Here is a 15,294-nt window from a genome sequence, read left to right as displayed (position 1 = left end):
CGACAACCTCCGAAACACAACCCCCAATCGAACCCCGATCAACCCCTGATGACGACCCCCACAGCGAGGAGAGGCCCATGTGCCTGGCGGTACCGGGCAGAGTGCTGGACATCGGCGAACGCGACGGCACCCGGGTGGCCAGCGTCGACTTCGGCGGCGTGGTGAAGGAGGTGTGCCTGGAGTACCTGCCCGACCTCCGGGTCGGCGAGTACGCCATCGTCCATGTCGGCTTCGCCCTCCAGCGCCTCGACGAGGAGTCCGCCCTCCAGACCCTCGCGCTCTTCGCCGAACTCGGCATGCTCCAGGAGGAGTTCGGCGACCCCTGGGAGACGGCGGACCCCGCCGCCGCCCCGCACGGCGGCGAGGAGACGCGCCCGTGAAGTACATCGACGAGTTCCAGGACCCCGCACTGGCCCGCAGACTGCTGGACGACATCCACGCCACGGTCACCAGGCCCTGGGCCCTGATGGAGGTGTGCGGCGGCCAGACCCACTCCATCATCCGGCACGGTATCGACCAACTCCTGCCCGAACAGGTCGAGTTGATCCACGGACCCGGCTGCCCGGTCTGTGTCACCCCCCTGGAGATGATCGACAAGGCGCTGGAGATCGCCTCCCGCCCCGGCGTGATCTTCTGCTCCTTCGGCGACATGCTGCGCGTCCCCGGCACCGGTTGTGACCTGTTCCAGGTACGCGGCGCGGGCGGTGATGTGCGGGTCGTCTACTCGCCGCTGGACGCCCTGCGGATCGCCCGGCAGAACCCGGACCGCGAGGTGGTGTTCTTCGGCATCGGCTTCGAGACCACCGCACCGCCCAACGCCATGACCGTCCACCAGGCCCGCAGGCTCGGCATCCGCAACTTCAGCCTGCTTGTCTCCCATGTGCGGGTGCCCCCGGCCATCGAGGCCATCATGAGCTCGCCCGACTGCCGGGTACAGGCGTTCCTCGCCGCCGGGCACGTCTGCACCGTGATGGGCACCGGCGAGTATCCCGAGATCGCCGCACGCCACCGCGTCCCCCTCGTCGTCACCGGCTTCGAACCCCTCGACATCCTCGAAGGCGTCCGCCGGGCCGTGCGACAGCTCGAACGCGGCGAGCACACCGTCGACAACGCCTACCCGCGTGCCGTCCGCGACGAGGGCAACCCCGCCGCGCAGGCGATGCTGGCCGACGTCTTCGAGGTCACCGACCGTCCCTGGCGCGGCATCGGGGTCATCCCCGCAAGCGGCTGGCGACTGGCGGAGAAGTACCGCGACTACGACGCCGAGACCCGCTTCGGCGTCGACGGCACCGGCACCCGCGAACCCGCCGAGTGCCGCAGCGGCGAAGTGCTCCAGGGGCTGCTCAAGCCCACCGGGTGCGAGATGTTCGGCACCCGCTGCACCCCGCGTACCCCGCTCGGCGCCACCATGGTTTCCAGCGAGGGAGCCTGCGCCGCCTACTACCTGTACCGGCGTCTCGAGAGCACGCCCGCGCCCCGGGAGGCGAGCCCCGTTGCCTGACACCAGTGACATCCTGGACGTGACCGGCTGGACCTGCCCCGCACCGCTGCGCGGCCAGTCCCGTGTGGTGATGGGCCACGGCGGCGGCGGCACCCTCACCGCCGAACTCGTCGAGCATGTCTTCATGCCCGCCTTCGGCTCCCCGCCCCTGGCCGAACAGGGCGACGCCGCCGTCCTGGCCCTCGGCGGCGCCCGGCTCGCCTTCACCACCGACTCCTTCGTCGTCCGGCCGCTGTTCTTCCCCGGCGGCAGCATCGGCGACCTCGCCGTCAACGGCACCGTCAACGACCTCGCCATGAGCGGTGCCCGCCCCGCCTATCTGTCCTGCGGGTTCATCCTGGAGGAGGGCGTCGAGATCGAGACCGTCGCCCGGGTCGCCGACGCGGTCGGCGCCGCCGCACGGGCCGCGCGGGTGGAGATTGCCACCGGTGACACCAAGGTCGTCGAGTCCGGACACGGCGACGGCATCTACCTCAACACCTCCGGCATCGGCCTGGTCCCGCCCGGCGTCGACCTGCGCCCCGCGCGGGTCGTGCCCGGCGACGTGGTGCTCGTCAGCGGCCCGATCGGCGAGCACGGCGTCGCCGTCCTCAGCGTCCGCGAGGGCCTGGAGTTCGGCGTCGAGATCGTCAGTGACTGCGCGCCCCTCGCCGACCTCGTGGCGGCCGTCCTCGCCGTCACGCCTGATGTAAGGGTGCTGCGTGACCCCACTCGCGGGGGACTGGCGGCCTCCCTGAACGAGATCGCCACCGCGTCGGGCACGGGCGTCGTCCTCACGGAGCGCGACGTCCCGGTCCCGCCCGCGGTGGCCAACGCCTGTGCCGTACTGGGCCTCGACCCGTTCTACGTCGCCAACGAGGGCAAGCTCGTCGCCGTCGTCCCGCGTGACCGGGCCGACGCCGTGCTCGCGGCGATGCGGGCCCATCCCCAGGGCGCCGGGGCGGCGGTGATCGGCGAGGTGGTCGCCCAGCACCCCGGCATGGTGGTGGCCCGTACCGGCCTCGGCGGCACCCGAGTCGTCGACATGCCACTGGGCGAACAGCTCCCCCGGATCTGCTGAGGCACCCCGCCGTCCGCTCCCAACGGCCGGCGGGCGCACCGCCACGGAACAGCCCGGCACCCAACCCCGTCCCCGTACCCGGCTGCCGCCGCACCGGCGGTGGTGTGGGCCCGACCTGGCCGGGTCACCGATCCGAGCCCCGGGCTCAGCCGCCCCCCGCGACCACCGGATTGCTCAGCACCCCCAACCCCTCGATGTCCACCTCCACCGTCTGGCCGGGCCGCAGCGGTCCCACGCCCGCCGGGGTGCCGGTGAGGATCACATCGCCGGGGAGCAGGGTGAACGCGGCGCTGATGTGCTCGATCAGGGCGTCGACACCGAGGACCATCTGCCCCGTTCGGCCGTCCTGCCGGGTCACCCCGTCGACCCGGCACCGCACCCGCAGGTCGTCCGGTGCGAGCGCGGTGTCGATCCAGGGGCCCAGCGGACAGGATGTGTCGAACCCCTTCGACCGCGTGAACTGCACATCCGCGCGCTGCACATCCCGCGCGGTCACATCGTTCGCGGCGGTGCAGCCGAGGACGACCCCCCGGGCGTCCCGCGCCCGTACGTGCTTGGCGCGGGCGCCGATCACCACCGCCAGCTCCGCCTCGTGGTGCAGGTCGGCCGAGAAGGCGGGCACTTCGATGGGGGCGCCGGGCCCGGTGACCGCCGTGTACGGCTTGAAGAACAGCAGCGGGGGCGCCGGAACCGCGTTGCCCAGTTCCGCCGCGTGCGCCGCGTAGTTGCGGCCCACCCCGATGATCTTCGCGGTGGGCGGCACGGGCGCCAGCAGCCGTACGGCGTCCAGCGGGAGGCGCTCGCCGGTGCGGGCGGGCGGCGCGGCGCCGGGGGCGTACGGGTCGCCGTCCAGCGGGCGCACCGTGGAGCCGGTGATCTCGCCGTAGCGCGGGGGGCCGCCCGGGGTGGTGGTGAAGCGCGCGATGCGCACGACTACGCCACCTCCCCTTCGGCTGCCGTCCCCGCCTCGTCCTCCAGCAGCACACACCGCGCGGCCCGTGCCGTGAGCACCACCCGGTCGCCCGGCGCCGCCGCCCGGGGCGGGAAGTCCTGGACGCGCACCAGGTCCGGCAGACCGGGCACGCGCACGAAGTAGTCGATGATGTTGCCGGAGAACATGGACGACACCAGCTCGCCGGTCAGCTCCAGCTCACCCTCGTGCGGACCGGTGCCCGCCGGGCGCAGGGTCAGGTGCTCGGGGCGCAGCGCGACCGTCGCCCGGTCCCCGGCGCGGTGGCCGCGCGGGGCGACGGCGGTGGCCGCGGTGCCGTCCGCCAGGCACACGGCGGCGGTGTCGCCGTCGACGTGCCGCACGGTCACCTCCAGCAGGTTCGTCAGCCCCACGAACCCGGCGACGAACCGGTTGCGGGGACGGGCGTACAGCTCCTCCGGCGGGGCCAGCTGCTGGAGCCGGCCCTGGTCCATGACCGCCACCACGTCCGCCATGGACAGCGCCTCCTCCTGACTGTGGGTCACATACACGGCGGTGATGCCGTTCTCCTGCTGGAGGGCGCGGATCTCCACCCGCATCGACTCGCGCAGCACCGCGTCCAGATTGCTCAGCGGCTCGTCGAAGAGGAGGAGCCGGGGACGGGCGGCCAGCGCGCGGGCCACGGCGACGCGCTGCTGCTGGCCACCGCTGAGGTGGGCGACGGGTCGGGACCCGTAGCCGGTCATGCCGACGATGGCCAGCACCTCGGGGACGCGTTCGGCGATGGCCGCCTTGCCGACGCGACGGCGGCGCAGCGCGTAGGCGACGTTCTCGAAGACCGTCATGTGCGGCCACAGGGCGTAGCTCTGGAAGACCATGCCGAGTCCCCGATCCTCGGGTTCGACCCAGCGGCTGCCGTCGGCGACGGTCTCCTCGCCGACCCGTATCGCGCCGCTGGTGGGGCGTTCCAGACCGGCGATCATGCGCAGAGTGGTGGTCTTGCCGCAGCCGCTGGGGCCGAGCAGGGCCAGCAGCCGCCCCGGTGGCAGCGACAGGGTCAGGCCGGTGACGGCGGGCACGCCCCCGTCGTAGATCTTGCCCAGACCGCGCAGTTCCAGCCCGACGGCAGCGGCGGTGGGGGTCGAAGGTGCGGTGGTGAGAGTCGCCATTGACTGTCCGATCTATCGGATCCGGTGGATCTCTTCGCGCTGTTGCTTCTGATCGTGCTGGCCGTTCCAACTACTGAGTTCGCCGGCTTCGCGGCGCGGCTAGCCGATCTCCTCGCGGAACCGCGCGATGTTGGCCGAGCGATGGGTGGCCACCCAGGTGGTGTCGATGGGGGCGATCCGGCCGACATCGAGGTCGATGGGGAACGGAGGCCGACCGACGGGCACGTCGTCGCGGACCGGGAGGTAGCCGGTGCCCTCGTAGACGGCGGCCTGGCCCTCGGGCCCCACGATCCAGCGGGTGAACATCCGCCCGATGTGGCGCTGTTCGCCGTCCGCGACGACCGCCGTGCCGATCGCCAGCGCGCCCGCGCCCTCGGCGGGCAGTACTGCGGCGACCGGGTTGCCGTCGGCGGCGGACTGGGCGACCGTCCCGTAGCCGAGGATCCCGGCGTCGAGTTCGCCCTGCGCGATGTACGCCATCACGGCGTCGTGGCTGCCGGCCGTGCGCGGGCCGAGCGCGCCGAGCCGCCGGTAGTACTCCCAGCCGTACGGGGCCCCCTCGCTCCGGGCGAGCCGCTCGGTGAGGAACCAGAGCGGGACATGGGCGCCGTTGGTGGTCTCCGGGTCGCCCATGCCGATGCGGTGCTCGAAACGGGGGCGCAGCAGATCGGCCCAGGAGCGGGGCACGTCGGCGGGGGAGACCCGGTCGGTGTTGTAGGCGATGACATAGGGCTGGAGGCCGGTGACGACGCTGTTGGCGCCGGTGGACACGGACCGGACGGCGGGCGTGAGGTGCGGGTCGCGGGTCTCGGGCAGGTCGAGGCGCTCGAACAGACCCGGCGCGCGCTCCTGGAGGGCGGTGAGGTCGCTGCTGTCGGTGATCACGACATCGGCCTGTACGGCGTCGGCGCGGGCCTCCAGGCCGAGGGTGGCGCGCAGATCGCCGCCGGACTGGTGGAAGGCGGACACCTCGACCTCATGGCCGGTCGTCGCCCGGTAGTAGCGCTCGAAGCCCTCGGCGATGGGCTTGATCTGGGTGGGGGACAGGGACTGGTAGAGGACGAGCTCCACACGGCCGGAGTCGCCGCAGGCGGTGAGCGCGGTGGCGAGGAGGGCGGTGACGGCGACCGTGGCCGCGGCGCGGAGCGTCCGCCGACGTACCGGCGGCTTCCGGGCGGCGGTCTTCCCGACAACTCTCCTCGCGGCAGCGGTCCCGACCGTGACCCTTGTGACAGCGGACTTCATGACGGACTCCCCGGGTTCCTCGGCACGATGGACTGGCCGCCGAGCCGCTGGGCGAGCACGACGAGCGCCAGGGTCAGCACGAACATCAGCACCCCCAGCGCGCTGGCCCGCTGGAGCCCGTCGGTGCCCTGCCACAGGCCGATCAGGGAGACCGCGGTGACCTGCGTGGTCGGCCCGGACAGGATCGCCGAGGCGCTGACCTCGGCGAACGCCTGGACGAAACCGAGGATCCAGGCGTACGACACCCCGGCCCGCACCAGCGGCAGCGCGATGTGCCACAGCGTGCGCACCTGCCCGGCCCCGGAGACCCGGGACGCCTCACCCAGCTCCCGGGAGACCTGGAGCAGCGCGACCTGCGCGGTGCGCATCCCGAAGGGGATGTACCGGCCGATATAGGCGACCAGCAGGATCCAGACACTGGCGTACAGGCCGAGCGATCTGAGCGGGGTCTCCAGGTTGGTGACGATGACCCCGACCGCGAAGGCGGTGCCCGCGATGCCGAGCGGCAGCACGGTCAGATAGTCGACGACCGCCCGGCCGCGCGCCTCGGTCTTGGTGACGAGGTACGCGAGCAGGAACCCGAGCACCGCGATCACGGTGGCCGCGCCCACCCCCAGCAGCAGGCTGTTGTAGATCGCGAGCCGTACGGTGTGGTCGCCGAGGATCGTCGTGTAGTGGCCGAGGGTCAGATTGGCCGCCGCGAGCCCGTCGGCGGGCACCTTCATGAAGGAGATCGCGATCATCAGCGAGTACGGCATGAGCGCGCCCAGCACCGCGTACAGCAGGCCGGCCCCGCCCAGCAGATGCCGTCCGCGCCGCAGGTCGAGCGCGCCCAGGCGCAGGCCCTTGCCGGTGATGGTCTGGTAGCGCAGTCCGGCGCTGACGCTGCGCCGGTAGAAGTAGAGGACGGTCATCGACAGCACCGCGGAGACGGCGGCGATGGTGGCGGCCTGTCCGAAGTCGCCGTCGATCAGGATCGAGCGGCGCATCGACACGGTGAGGACGTCGATGCCGAGGATCTGCGGGGTGGCGTACATGGCGAGGGCGTGGCTGAAGGTGAGCAGGCCGCCCGCCATCATCGCGGCGCGCATGGTGGGCAGGCTGATCCGCCACACCGTCTGGAGCGGTCCGGCCCCGGCGATCCGGCTGGCCTCCTCCAGGGAGGCGTCCATGGTGCCGAACGCCGGGAGCATCATCACGAACACCAGTGCCACGGTGTGTGGCAGCGCCAGCAGCACGAATCCGCCGAGGGAGAAGACGTTCACCGGGCCCTCGGTGGTGTCCAGCCCGAACAGCGAGCGCAGCAGGACATTGAGGTATCCGGCGTTGGGTCCGGCGATGAAGATGTAGGCGAGGGTCATGAGGAAGGGCGGGCTGGCGAAGCAGACCAGCACCGCGAACCGCACCAGGCCCTTGCCCCACATGTTCGTGCGGGCGACACCGAAGGCGAGCGGGGTGGCGATCAGGACGCTGCCGGCGCCGGTGGCGACGGACACGACGACCGTGTTGAGGGTGGCGCGCATCAGCCGTTCGCTGGTGACGAAGTCGGCGTAGTTGCGCAGGGTGAAGCCGCCCTCGGCGCCGCGCAGGCTCTGCACGAGCATGCCCGCGATGGGCAGGGCGACGAAGTAGAGCAGCAGCAGGACGGCCGGCACGAACAGGGCGCCGGTGGGGCCGAGCCGGGGACGGGCCCGTCGTCCGGGGGGCTTCCCGGCGGGCCGCGCGGGCGCGGTCACCGGGTCGTGCAGGGCGGTACCGGAGACCATGGCGTCACTCGCCCACTCGGTACTCGGCGATGAGCCCGTCACGCGGGCGCAGCCCGGTGCCCGGTTCTGCCGACGGTGTCAGGAACCCGTTCTCCGGCTGCGGGACCCGCTCGAAGATCGCGTTGTACGCCATCCACTTGTGGAAGTGGTACTCGACGATCCGCCCGTTGCGGACACCCGCCTGGAGGGCGATGTTGTGCGGACCGCAGCCGTTGCCGTGGCCGAGCGGGACCTGGAAGGCGTCGGCGAGTTCGGCGATGGCGATCCCGGCGGTGTACCCGGCGTCGTTGCAGACATTGGGCTGGATGATGTCGACGGCCCCCGACACCAGCAGATCGCGGGCGGAGTGGCGGTGGTTGGCGCCCGCGGCGATCGGGATCGCGGTGCGGTCGCGGAGCTGGCGCAGCAGCGTGGGGTCGTTGTCGAGGAGAGGCTCCTCCAGGAAGGAGATGTTCAGCTCCTCGGTGAGGCGGCACAGCCGCACCGCCTGGGGCAGGGTCATCCGGCAGTTGCCGTCCATGGCGAGGGAGATGTCCGGTCCCACGGCCTCGCGGATGGCGGCCATCCGCCGGTGGTCGTCGTCGGGGTCGGGCACGGCCTGGCGTCCGACGACGTTCTTGATGTGGGTGTTGCCCATGTCCACCAGCAGTTTCGCCTCGCGGGCGAGTTCCTCCACGGAGTAGACGGGCGCGTTGTCGTAGGCGGCGCCGTGGGTGATGTAGACGGGGATCCGGTCGTGGGCGCCGCCGATCAGGGTGTGCACGGACAGCCCGGTGGCCTGGCCCCGGATGTCCCACAGGGCGACGTCGAGGGTGGCGAGCGCGTTGGTGAGGGTCGCGCCCAGATGGCGGCGGGTGAGATGGGTCTGGAGCTTGTTGTGGAGGCGGGCGGTGCGCAACGGGTCCTCACCGAGGACGAGTTCTGCGACATGGTGGTTGAGGAAGGGCACGAGCGACTTGTGGGCGTACCCGGCGAGCGCCCAGCCGGTGAGTCCGTCGTCGGTGCGCACCTCGACGAGCAGCGCGCGGGTGCGGTCGGGCAGGTCGCGGAAGGGCGGGGACTGCATGGGGATGTCACGCAGGTGGTGGGCCTGGAAGTGGCTGATGATCACGGGGTTCCTTCTCAGGGTGTGCAGGGGAGTGATGGGGGTGACCGGCCGGGGTCACGGCAGGGCGGGGACCAGGCCGCCGTCGACCAGCAGGCTCTGCCCGGTGACATAGCCCGCCTCGGGGGAGGCGAGGAAGCCGACGGCGGCGGCGAACTCGGCGGGGGTGCCGTAGCGTCCGGCCGGAATGGACGCCTGGGAGCGGGCCCGCACCTCCTGCTCGGGGACGCCGGTGCGGGCGGCGCGGGCGCGGTCGAGACCGCGTACCCGGTCGGTGTCGATCCGGCCGGGGGAGACCATGTTGACGGTGATGCCGTCCGGGGCCAGCTCCACGGCGAGATCCTTGACCAGGCCGTTCACGGCGGGTCGGAAGGCGTTGGACAGGACGAGCCCGTCCAGCGGGCGGCGCACGCTGGAGGAGCCGGTGACGACGATCCGCCCACCGCCCGCGGCCCGCATGTCCGGCACGACCAGCCGCACCGAGGTGACGACACTGCACAGGGTCAGCTCGAAGGCGGCCCGCCAGTCGGCGTCGGTGACGTCGAAGAAGCCCCCGGGCGGCGGCCCCCCGGCGTTGGCGACCAGTGCGGTGACGGGCCCCAGGGTGTCCCGGGTCCATGACACCAGCGCCTCCAGCGCGGCCGGGTCGGCGAGATCGGCGCTGAAGCCCTCGACGGTGCCGTAGGGGCGCAGTTCCTCGACGGCCGCCGCGACCCCCTGGGGTGTCCGGGCGGCGATGGCCACCCGGTAGCCGCGTTTGAGCAGCTCATGGGCCGAGGCGAGGCCGAGGCCCCGGCTTCCTGCGGTGACGAGCGCGACGGGATCGGGCACCGCGCGCACCTCCTCTTCTCTCCGATGGGTGTTTCCGTGACCTTCTTGCTTCTCTGAACCTTCTCTGACCTTCTCTGACCTTCCTCTCCGCCCGTACTCCATATACGGATACGGAATCTCAGTCACGGGAGCTTCACATACGAGATATGAAGCGTCAATGGGTCGGTTAGACTCGGCTGCGGAACGGGGGCGCACCGGGCGTACGACGGTGACGGTGGACGAGCGCGGACGAGCGGGTGAGAACCCCGGGAACCGGAGGAGAACGCGATGGTGGGGCTGGACCCGATCCCGGCACGGCTGACGAGCCTGACGGAGACCGTGTACGAGCGGATCCGCTCGGCGATCGTCACCCGCCAGATCCCGCCCGGCGAGCAGGTCACCGAGGCGGGCCTCGCGGAGCAGCTCGCGGTCAGCAAGACCCCGGTGCGCGAGGCGCTGGTGCGGCTGGCCTACATCGGGTTCGTGGAGCCGGGCCCGCGGCGCGGGCTGCGGGTGGTCACCCCGTCGCTCCCGGCGATCCGGGCCGCCTACGAGGTCCGGGCCGGGCTGGAGGCGCAGAGCGTACGACTGGCGTCACTGCGCCGGGGCGACGGCGAGGCCGGAGACATCGCGAATCTGGCCCAGTCGTCCTACGACGCGGTCCACGACGGCGACGTGACCGCCTTCCGGGCGCTGGACCGCCGCTTCCACCTCGCCGTCGCCGACGCGGCGGGCAACACCCGGCTGGCCGGGCTGGTACGGGACTACGTCGACCTGGTGGCCACGCTGCGGCTGCGGGACGTCCCGCAGGTGGACAACTCACTGGAGTGCGCCCAGCACCACATCGGCATCGCCGCCGCGATCACGGAGCGCACCCCCGACGCGGCCGAGCAGCGGCTGCGCGAGCATCTGTCCAAGGTGCAGGGGCTGGTGGAGGCCGGGTTCACCCAGCAGAGCGCCCAGGCAGCCGCGCATGGTGCATGAGGACGAGCCGGCGCAGTTCCTCGGTCGGCTCGGCCGCGCCCGTGCGCGAGACGGAGGTGGTGAACAGCCCGCGCGCCCTGAACCCCTCCTTGCGCAGCGTACGGGCGAGCCCCGGCTGGAACTCGAAGTTCACCAGCGGCAGATACGGCGCCCACGCCTCGGCCGCCGCCGTGAAACCGCCGTCCAGATAGGCCCGCCAGCAGGCGATCAGCCCCTCCGGCGCGGTGAAGCCGGTCATCGCGCCGGCCGCCCCGCACTCCAGCTCGTCCAGCAGATAGCTGCCGCCCAGCCCGCCGAAGACGGGCACGTCGGCACCCGCTGACAGATACGCGACCTTGCCGGGCGTCGGCACCGACTCCAGCTTCACGGCGGACACCATGGCCGCCTCGCGCACCACCGTCAGCAGATCCTCCCGCCCCATGTGCACGGAGCTGACGGCCGGGTAGTCCTGGGCGACGATCCGGGCGCCGGTGGCCTCGTGGAGGCGCCGGTAGTGCGCGACGACCTCGCCGGGGTCGGCGCTGTTCAGCTGCACGAGATAGCTGTCGACGGCGTCCCCGGCCACCTTCTCCACATTGCGGATCTCGGCGATCGCGTCCTCGGTGCCGAGCGCGGTCACGCCGATCACCAGCCGTGCCCCGGGCGCCCGTTCCCGCACCAGCGCCACGACGCGGCGCCGCTCGTCGGGGGTGAGGTCGGCGGCCTCCCCGAAGACCCCCAGCAGGGTCATCCCGCTCAGATCGAGCCGACCGTAGTACTCGACCAGCCGGACCAGGGACTCCTCGTCCACGTCACCCCCCTCTGTGAAGGGGGTGGCCAGCAGACCCCAGATCCCCCTGGGGAGATGGCGAAGCCGTTGCCCTGTCGAACTTGCGGGACCTGAGGGACCTGTGGGACTTGCGAGACCTGCGGGATCGGCGAGACCGCTCATGCTGCGCTCCTCATGCTGATGTTTGATATACGGTATCCGGCATCCCAGATCTGGACAAGGGAAGTACGCACGAGCGGAGAGGGCCCGCTCCGCGTGCACGACGAACCCCACCGCCCCCCACACGTCCCGTCCCCACAGGCATCCCCACCAACAACCCAGTCAGGGAAAACACGATGGCCTCCGCATGGCCCTCCACGGCGACACTGCGATCGACCTCACCTTCCTCACCACTCACCCGCACGCCATCGGCCCCTCCGGCCCGCCCCCCACATCCCTCTCCGCGGCTCAAGTGGCCCGCGCCGCGGAACTGCTCGCCCAGATCGACTTCCCGGCCCTGCCGGCCTCCCTGCCGCCGGACGAAACAGAGATCGCTACCTTGCTCGGCAACGGAGCGGACGGCATCGTCGGTGGCCCGAAGAAGCACCTGACGGTGCACTTCAACGCCCTGCGTGAGTTCTACCGTGGCGCATCCCGACGCCCACTTCTCATCGTGCTCTGGTGGGACTGATGCGACCTGCCTCACCGTGGGCCGCACGTCAGCGGACCCGGAACCTGCCTGGGCTTGCGCCCGGAGACATGGGACATGGGACATGAGGTAAGGGACATGGGGCATCCGGCATGGGACATTCACCATCGCCCACATCCCGCTCCCCCGTCGCCTGGGCCCCGCCGGGCGGGCGTTCGGGCGGGCGCGCGCTCCGGGTGGGTCGCGCTGGGCAAGCCCGGACCCGACCCGGCCCATGCCACCCCCCCTCTGGCAGAATCCCCCTCCACCCAACCGCTGCATCTGAACCTGACGGCCAGTGACATCGCGTTGGGCCACGGCATCCCACCACCCGCCTGAGAAGGACCCGGACATGAGCACGCACCACCCCGTCACCCCTGCCCGGCCCGACGGTGTCCCTTCCGGGGCGGTGTGGGAGGCGGAGGAGGGTGAGTGGACGCTGGGGGAGACGGGCGCCGGGGCAAGGACCGGGACGTGGCACGCGTGGCGGGCGGACGGCACTCTCGTGGAGGACTCCCACTGGACCGGGGGCGTGCTCCACGGCGTGCAGACCCGCTACCGCGACGACGGGTCCGTGGCGCTGGTCGTGCGGTGGAGGGACGGCCGACGGCACGCCACCGTGGTGCACCTCGCGGACGGCACCTCCCGCGAGAGCGCGATGGACCGGCTCCCGCCGTCCGTGCGCCGGATGACCCAGGACTTCGACGACGACGGCTACGTCGTGCGCCGGCGCTTCCACACCGCCGACGGCTCCGAGGTCGACCTCGACGGCGAGCCGGTGCCGCCCCGCCCGGTGAACGTCCCCGAGGCCGCCCAGTACATGTCCCGGCAGGGCCACTGGTACCTCCAGCGCTTCGAGCCCGGCGGGCTGCGGCGCAGCGCCGGACTGCACTGCCTCTGGGGGACCGACGGAACACTCAAGGACGTGGAGTACCACAGCCTCGACGGCGGGCTGCTCGCCCGGCTCGGCAGCGGCAGTCCCCTGATCGAGGCCGACCGGGCCGGTGACGCGGGCGCCGTCGAGCGGTGCCTCGCGCTCGGGCTCGGCGCCGCCCCGGGCGCCGCGCTGCACGCCGCGTACGAGGGCCGGGCGGCGCTCGCGCTGCGGCTCCTGGACGCGGACGGCGAGGCGCCCGCCGGTCCCGCGTATACGACGGAGCCGGACCGGCGGGGCGAGGTACCGGGGGAGGCGGTGTGGGTGGCGGGTCTGGCGTCGTGGGTCATCGGGGAGGCCGACCGTGCGACCGGAGCGGCGTTGGGCACCTGGCGGTTGTGGCAGAGCACACCCTTCCCGGTGATCGGCCGCCACATCGTCACCGACTTCCGCGACGGCCGCCCGGCCGCCCGGCGCGCGTACCTGCCGGTGCGCTCCGACGACCTGGACGAGGAGTGGACGTACGACGCCGAGGGCGCGGTGCTGCTGCACCGCACGTACGAGTGGGGACGGCGGGACACGGAGGCCGAGTACCTGCCGGACGGGACGGTCGTCCACCGCCGCTTCCTCGACGGCTGCCGCGCCGAACGCGTCGAGCGGGGCGGCGCCCTGGTGTCCGAGGTCTGGTTCGCCGAGGACGGCCGGACGCGCGTGGCGCGGGTCGCGCCCTGCGACATGAGGGTGGAGGGCGGGCCGGTCGAGTGGTGGCGCGCGCTGGACGGCGTCGGCGGGCTGATCGCCGAGGGCCCGGTCCGCCCCGGACCGAAGGGCCCGCCGGTGGGCGAGTGGACGCTGTACGGCGAGGGCGAGGGCGAGGAGCGCGGTACCGTGCCCGCGCCCGTGACGATGACCACGAAGGTGGGCTTCACGGGGCTGACCGTCCGGCGTGCCGGTGACCTGGGCCGGTTCGCCCACGCGCTGCACCGCTGGCGGACGATGCCGCTGCCGGACGCCCTGACCGGCGTGGCCGACGCCGACTGGTCCCGCTACCGGCCCTTCACCGGCGCCGCCACGGACTTCCCCCTCCTCCTGAAGGGACTCGCCGCACCGGACGAACTCGCCGCTGGCCACGCCCGCGGCGCACTCCGGGACGCGCTGCTGCACCGGCGCATCACCCCCGGCATCAGCCCCGTCAGCAGCAGCGTCGCCGACATCGCCGGTCCGGCGATGCGCCACATGATCGCGCTGGCCGAGTCCAGACCGCACGACGAGGATCTCCTCGGCCTCGTCCTCGACATCGCCACCCGCGACGGAACCCTCTACGCCACCAGGCACCTCAACATCCTCCACGCCCTGGCCGAGAGGGAGGACGACCCGGCGGCCTTCTATGCCCGTTCCGGCACGGAGCCCGCCTACCACGAGATCTACACCTGTCTCGCCGCCGCCGTACCGACCTGGACCCGGCTGGCCCGGGAAGGCTCCGGCCGGGTCCGGGAACTGGCCCGCCACCTGCTGGCCGCCGCCCCCGGCGAGAAGGCCGCGACCGCGCTCCGCGCCTGCATGACCAGGGAACTGGCCCGCCCCGGCGACCGCGACCGCGCGACCCTCAGCGACCTCCTCCTGTGCCTGTCCCAGGCCCCCGGCGCCGCGACCGACGCCCTCGTGGAACCCTTCCTCGACGACCACGACCCCCTCCTCGTCTACTGCGCCTCCAGGACCTGGGCGAAGACCGGCGCGACCCCCGAGACCCGAGCATTCCCCCTCCAGACCCACGCCCTGCCCTCCCTGCCCGGACCGGACACCCCTGGCGCCCACCCGCCCACCGGCCCCCGTGTCGCCCTCTGCGACCTCTCACCGGAAGAGTTCGGCCACTACCTCACCGGCCTGTGCGCCCTACTCGACTCGGCGGGCCCTTACGTCGCAGCCGACCTGACCTGGCTCCTGCTGGAGGCGGCCTTCCCCGACGGCGGATACGGCCTGGGTGCCCCGCTCACCCCGCAGCAGCACGGCGTCGTCACGGCGATCGCCGACACCATCACCGGCTGGACCGTCACCAGCGGCGGCGACATGCGCGAGACGCTCCGCTACCACGGCCTGCCGGTCACGGTGGACGAACTCCGCGCACTGCGCGGGCGCCGGTAGTGCTCCGACACCTTGACCGATCGCGCCTGGCAGCGGGCATCGCGGTGGGGCGTGTGCGGGCACCGGAGCGACGAAGCGGCGCAGCCGGGTCAACGTGGACGGAATCGGCCACTCTGGCTGGAATGCATAGGGCACGTTTGTCTATTGGTCACTGACCTAGTTTACTGCGCAGAGGTTCTCGGTCGGTGACCTAGAGCCGCTGTACCGATGTGATCTGGTCGTTGACCAACTGGAGGGCAACCGTATGGACACTCAGCAGGTCGTCATCTCG

Annotated in this window: 13 protein-coding genes; 6 read left to right on the top strand and 7 right to left on the bottom strand. The window is 72.3% G+C overall.

Going from position 1 to position 15,294, the window contains the following annotated elements; all coding sequences use genetic code 11:
- The first annotated feature begins 77 nt into the window (after positions 1-77).
- From ABZX40_RS38560 to hypE, 3 genes are read left to right on the top strand one after another with little or no spacing between them, the layout of a single operon-like run.
- Positions 78-380: a HypC/HybG/HupF family hydrogenase formation chaperone gene (locus ABZX40_RS38560; RefSeq protein ID WP_355749950.1), complete on the top strand. Its 303-nt coding sequence runs from the start codon at positions 78-80 to the stop codon at positions 378-380.
- Positions 377-1,501, top strand: a complete 1,125-nt coding sequence (gene hypD, locus ABZX40_RS38555; RefSeq protein ID WP_355749953.1) for a hydrogenase formation protein HypD — start codon at positions 377-379, stop codon at positions 1,499-1,501. Before ABZX40_RS38560 ends, hypD begins: the two co-directional genes overlap by 4 nt.
- Positions 1,494-2,561 carry a hydrogenase expression/formation protein HypE gene (hypE, locus tag ABZX40_RS38550; protein ID WP_355749956.1) on the top strand — a complete coding sequence of 356 codons (1,068 nt, stop codon included), beginning with the start codon at positions 1,494-1,496 and terminating at the stop codon, positions 2,559-2,561. Before hypD ends, hypE begins: the two co-directional genes overlap by 8 nt.
- A gap of 145 nt (positions 2,562-2,706) precedes the next feature.
- Here the strand turns inward: hypE and ABZX40_RS38545 are convergent, their stop codons facing one another.
- The 6 genes from ABZX40_RS38545 to ABZX40_RS38520 form a co-directional block, all read right to left on the bottom strand.
- Positions 2,707-3,492 carry a fumarylacetoacetate hydrolase family protein gene (locus ABZX40_RS38545; RefSeq protein ID WP_355749959.1) on the bottom strand — a complete coding sequence of 262 codons (786 nt, stop codon included), beginning with the start codon at positions 3,490-3,492 and terminating at the stop codon, positions 2,707-2,709.
- 2 nt (positions 3,493-3,494) lie between these two features.
- Positions 3,495-4,661: an ABC transporter ATP-binding protein gene (locus tag ABZX40_RS38540; protein ID WP_355749961.1), complete on the bottom strand. Its 1,167-nt coding sequence runs from the start codon at positions 4,659-4,661 to the stop codon at positions 3,495-3,497.
- A 99-nt stretch (positions 4,662-4,760) separates the two neighbouring features.
- Entirely contained in the window at positions 4,761-5,906 is a 1,146-nt protein-coding gene (locus tag ABZX40_RS38535; protein WP_355749964.1) for an extracellular solute-binding protein, read from the bottom strand.
- Entirely contained in the window at positions 5,903-7,672 is a 1,770-nt protein-coding gene (locus ABZX40_RS38530; RefSeq protein ID WP_355749967.1) for an iron ABC transporter permease, read from the bottom strand. The genes ABZX40_RS38535 and ABZX40_RS38530 overlap by 4 nt, the downstream gene beginning before the upstream one ends.
- Before the next feature lie 4 nt (positions 7,673-7,676).
- The gene (locus tag ABZX40_RS38525; protein ID WP_355749970.1) at positions 7,677-8,783 is read right to left on the bottom strand and encodes a mandelate racemase/muconate lactonizing enzyme family protein; all 1,107 of its coding nucleotides are present in this window, start codon (positions 8,781-8,783) and stop codon (positions 7,677-7,679) included.
- Between the two features lie 51 nt (positions 8,784-8,834).
- Entirely contained in the window at positions 8,835-9,608 is a 774-nt protein-coding gene (locus tag ABZX40_RS38520) for an SDR family oxidoreductase (protein ID WP_355749973.1), read from the bottom strand.
- 267 nt (positions 9,609-9,875) lie between these two features.
- On the opposite strand from ABZX40_RS38520, the gene ABZX40_RS38515 reads away from it, so the two are divergent.
- Positions 9,876-10,571, top strand: a complete 696-nt coding sequence (locus tag ABZX40_RS38515) for a GntR family transcriptional regulator (protein ID WP_355749976.1) — start codon at positions 9,876-9,878, stop codon at positions 10,569-10,571.
- On the opposite strand, the gene ABZX40_RS38510 is transcribed toward ABZX40_RS38515, so the two are convergent.
- Entirely contained in the window at positions 10,531-11,502 is a 972-nt protein-coding gene (locus ABZX40_RS38510) for a dihydrodipicolinate synthase family protein (RefSeq protein ID WP_355749979.1), read from the bottom strand. The genes ABZX40_RS38515 and ABZX40_RS38510 overlap by 41 nt on opposite strands.
- Before the next feature lie 184 nt (positions 11,503-11,686).
- On the opposite strand from ABZX40_RS38510, the gene ABZX40_RS38505 reads away from it, so the two are divergent.
- Positions 11,687-12,010 (top strand): hypothetical protein, encoded by a 324-nt coding sequence (locus ABZX40_RS38505; protein ID WP_355749982.1) that lies wholly within the window; start codon positions 11,687-11,689, stop codon positions 12,008-12,010.
- 349 nt (positions 12,011-12,359) lie between these two features.
- Positions 12,360-15,023, top strand: a complete 2,664-nt coding sequence (locus tag ABZX40_RS38500; RefSeq protein WP_355749985.1) for a hypothetical protein — start codon at positions 12,360-12,362, stop codon at positions 15,021-15,023.
- Positions 15,024-15,294 lie beyond the last annotated feature (271 nt).

The sequence above is a fragment of the Streptomyces sp. NPDC004610 genome (assembly GCF_040609715.1).
Taxonomy (GTDB): domain Bacteria; phylum Actinomycetota; class Actinomycetes; order Streptomycetales; family Streptomycetaceae; genus Streptomyces.
The sequence above is the reverse complement of the archived record's forward strand: the minus strand, read 5'-3'. Positions and strand labels throughout refer to the sequence as shown.

Coding starts and splice junctions, on each gene's coding strand:
- ABZX40_RS38510 (WP_355749979.1), bottom strand. CDS start 11,502: ATGAGCGGTCTCGCCGATCCCGCAGGTCTCGCAAGTCCCACAGGTCCC.
- ABZX40_RS38500 (WP_355749985.1), top strand. CDS start 12,360: ATGAGCACGCACCACCCCGTCACCCCTGCCCGGCCCGACGGTGTCCCT.
- ABZX40_RS38540 (WP_355749961.1), bottom strand. CDS start 4,661: ATGGCGACTCTCACCACCGCACCTTCGACCCCCACCGCCGCTGCCGTC.
- ABZX40_RS38515 (WP_355749976.1), top strand. CDS start 9,876: ATGGTGGGGCTGGACCCGATCCCGGCACGGCTGACGAGCCTGACGGAG.
- ABZX40_RS38560 (WP_355749950.1), top strand. CDS start 78: ATGTGCCTGGCGGTACCGGGCAGAGTGCTGGACATCGGCGAACGCGAC.
- ABZX40_RS38530 (WP_355749967.1), bottom strand. CDS start 7,672: ATGGTCTCCGGTACCGCCCTGCACGACCCGGTGACCGCGCCCGCGCGG.
- ABZX40_RS38535 (WP_355749964.1), bottom strand. CDS start 5,906: ATGAAGTCCGCTGTCACAAGGGTCACGGTCGGGACCGCTGCCGCGAGG.
- ABZX40_RS38505 (WP_355749982.1), top strand. CDS start 11,687: ATGGCCCTCCACGGCGACACTGCGATCGACCTCACCTTCCTCACCACT.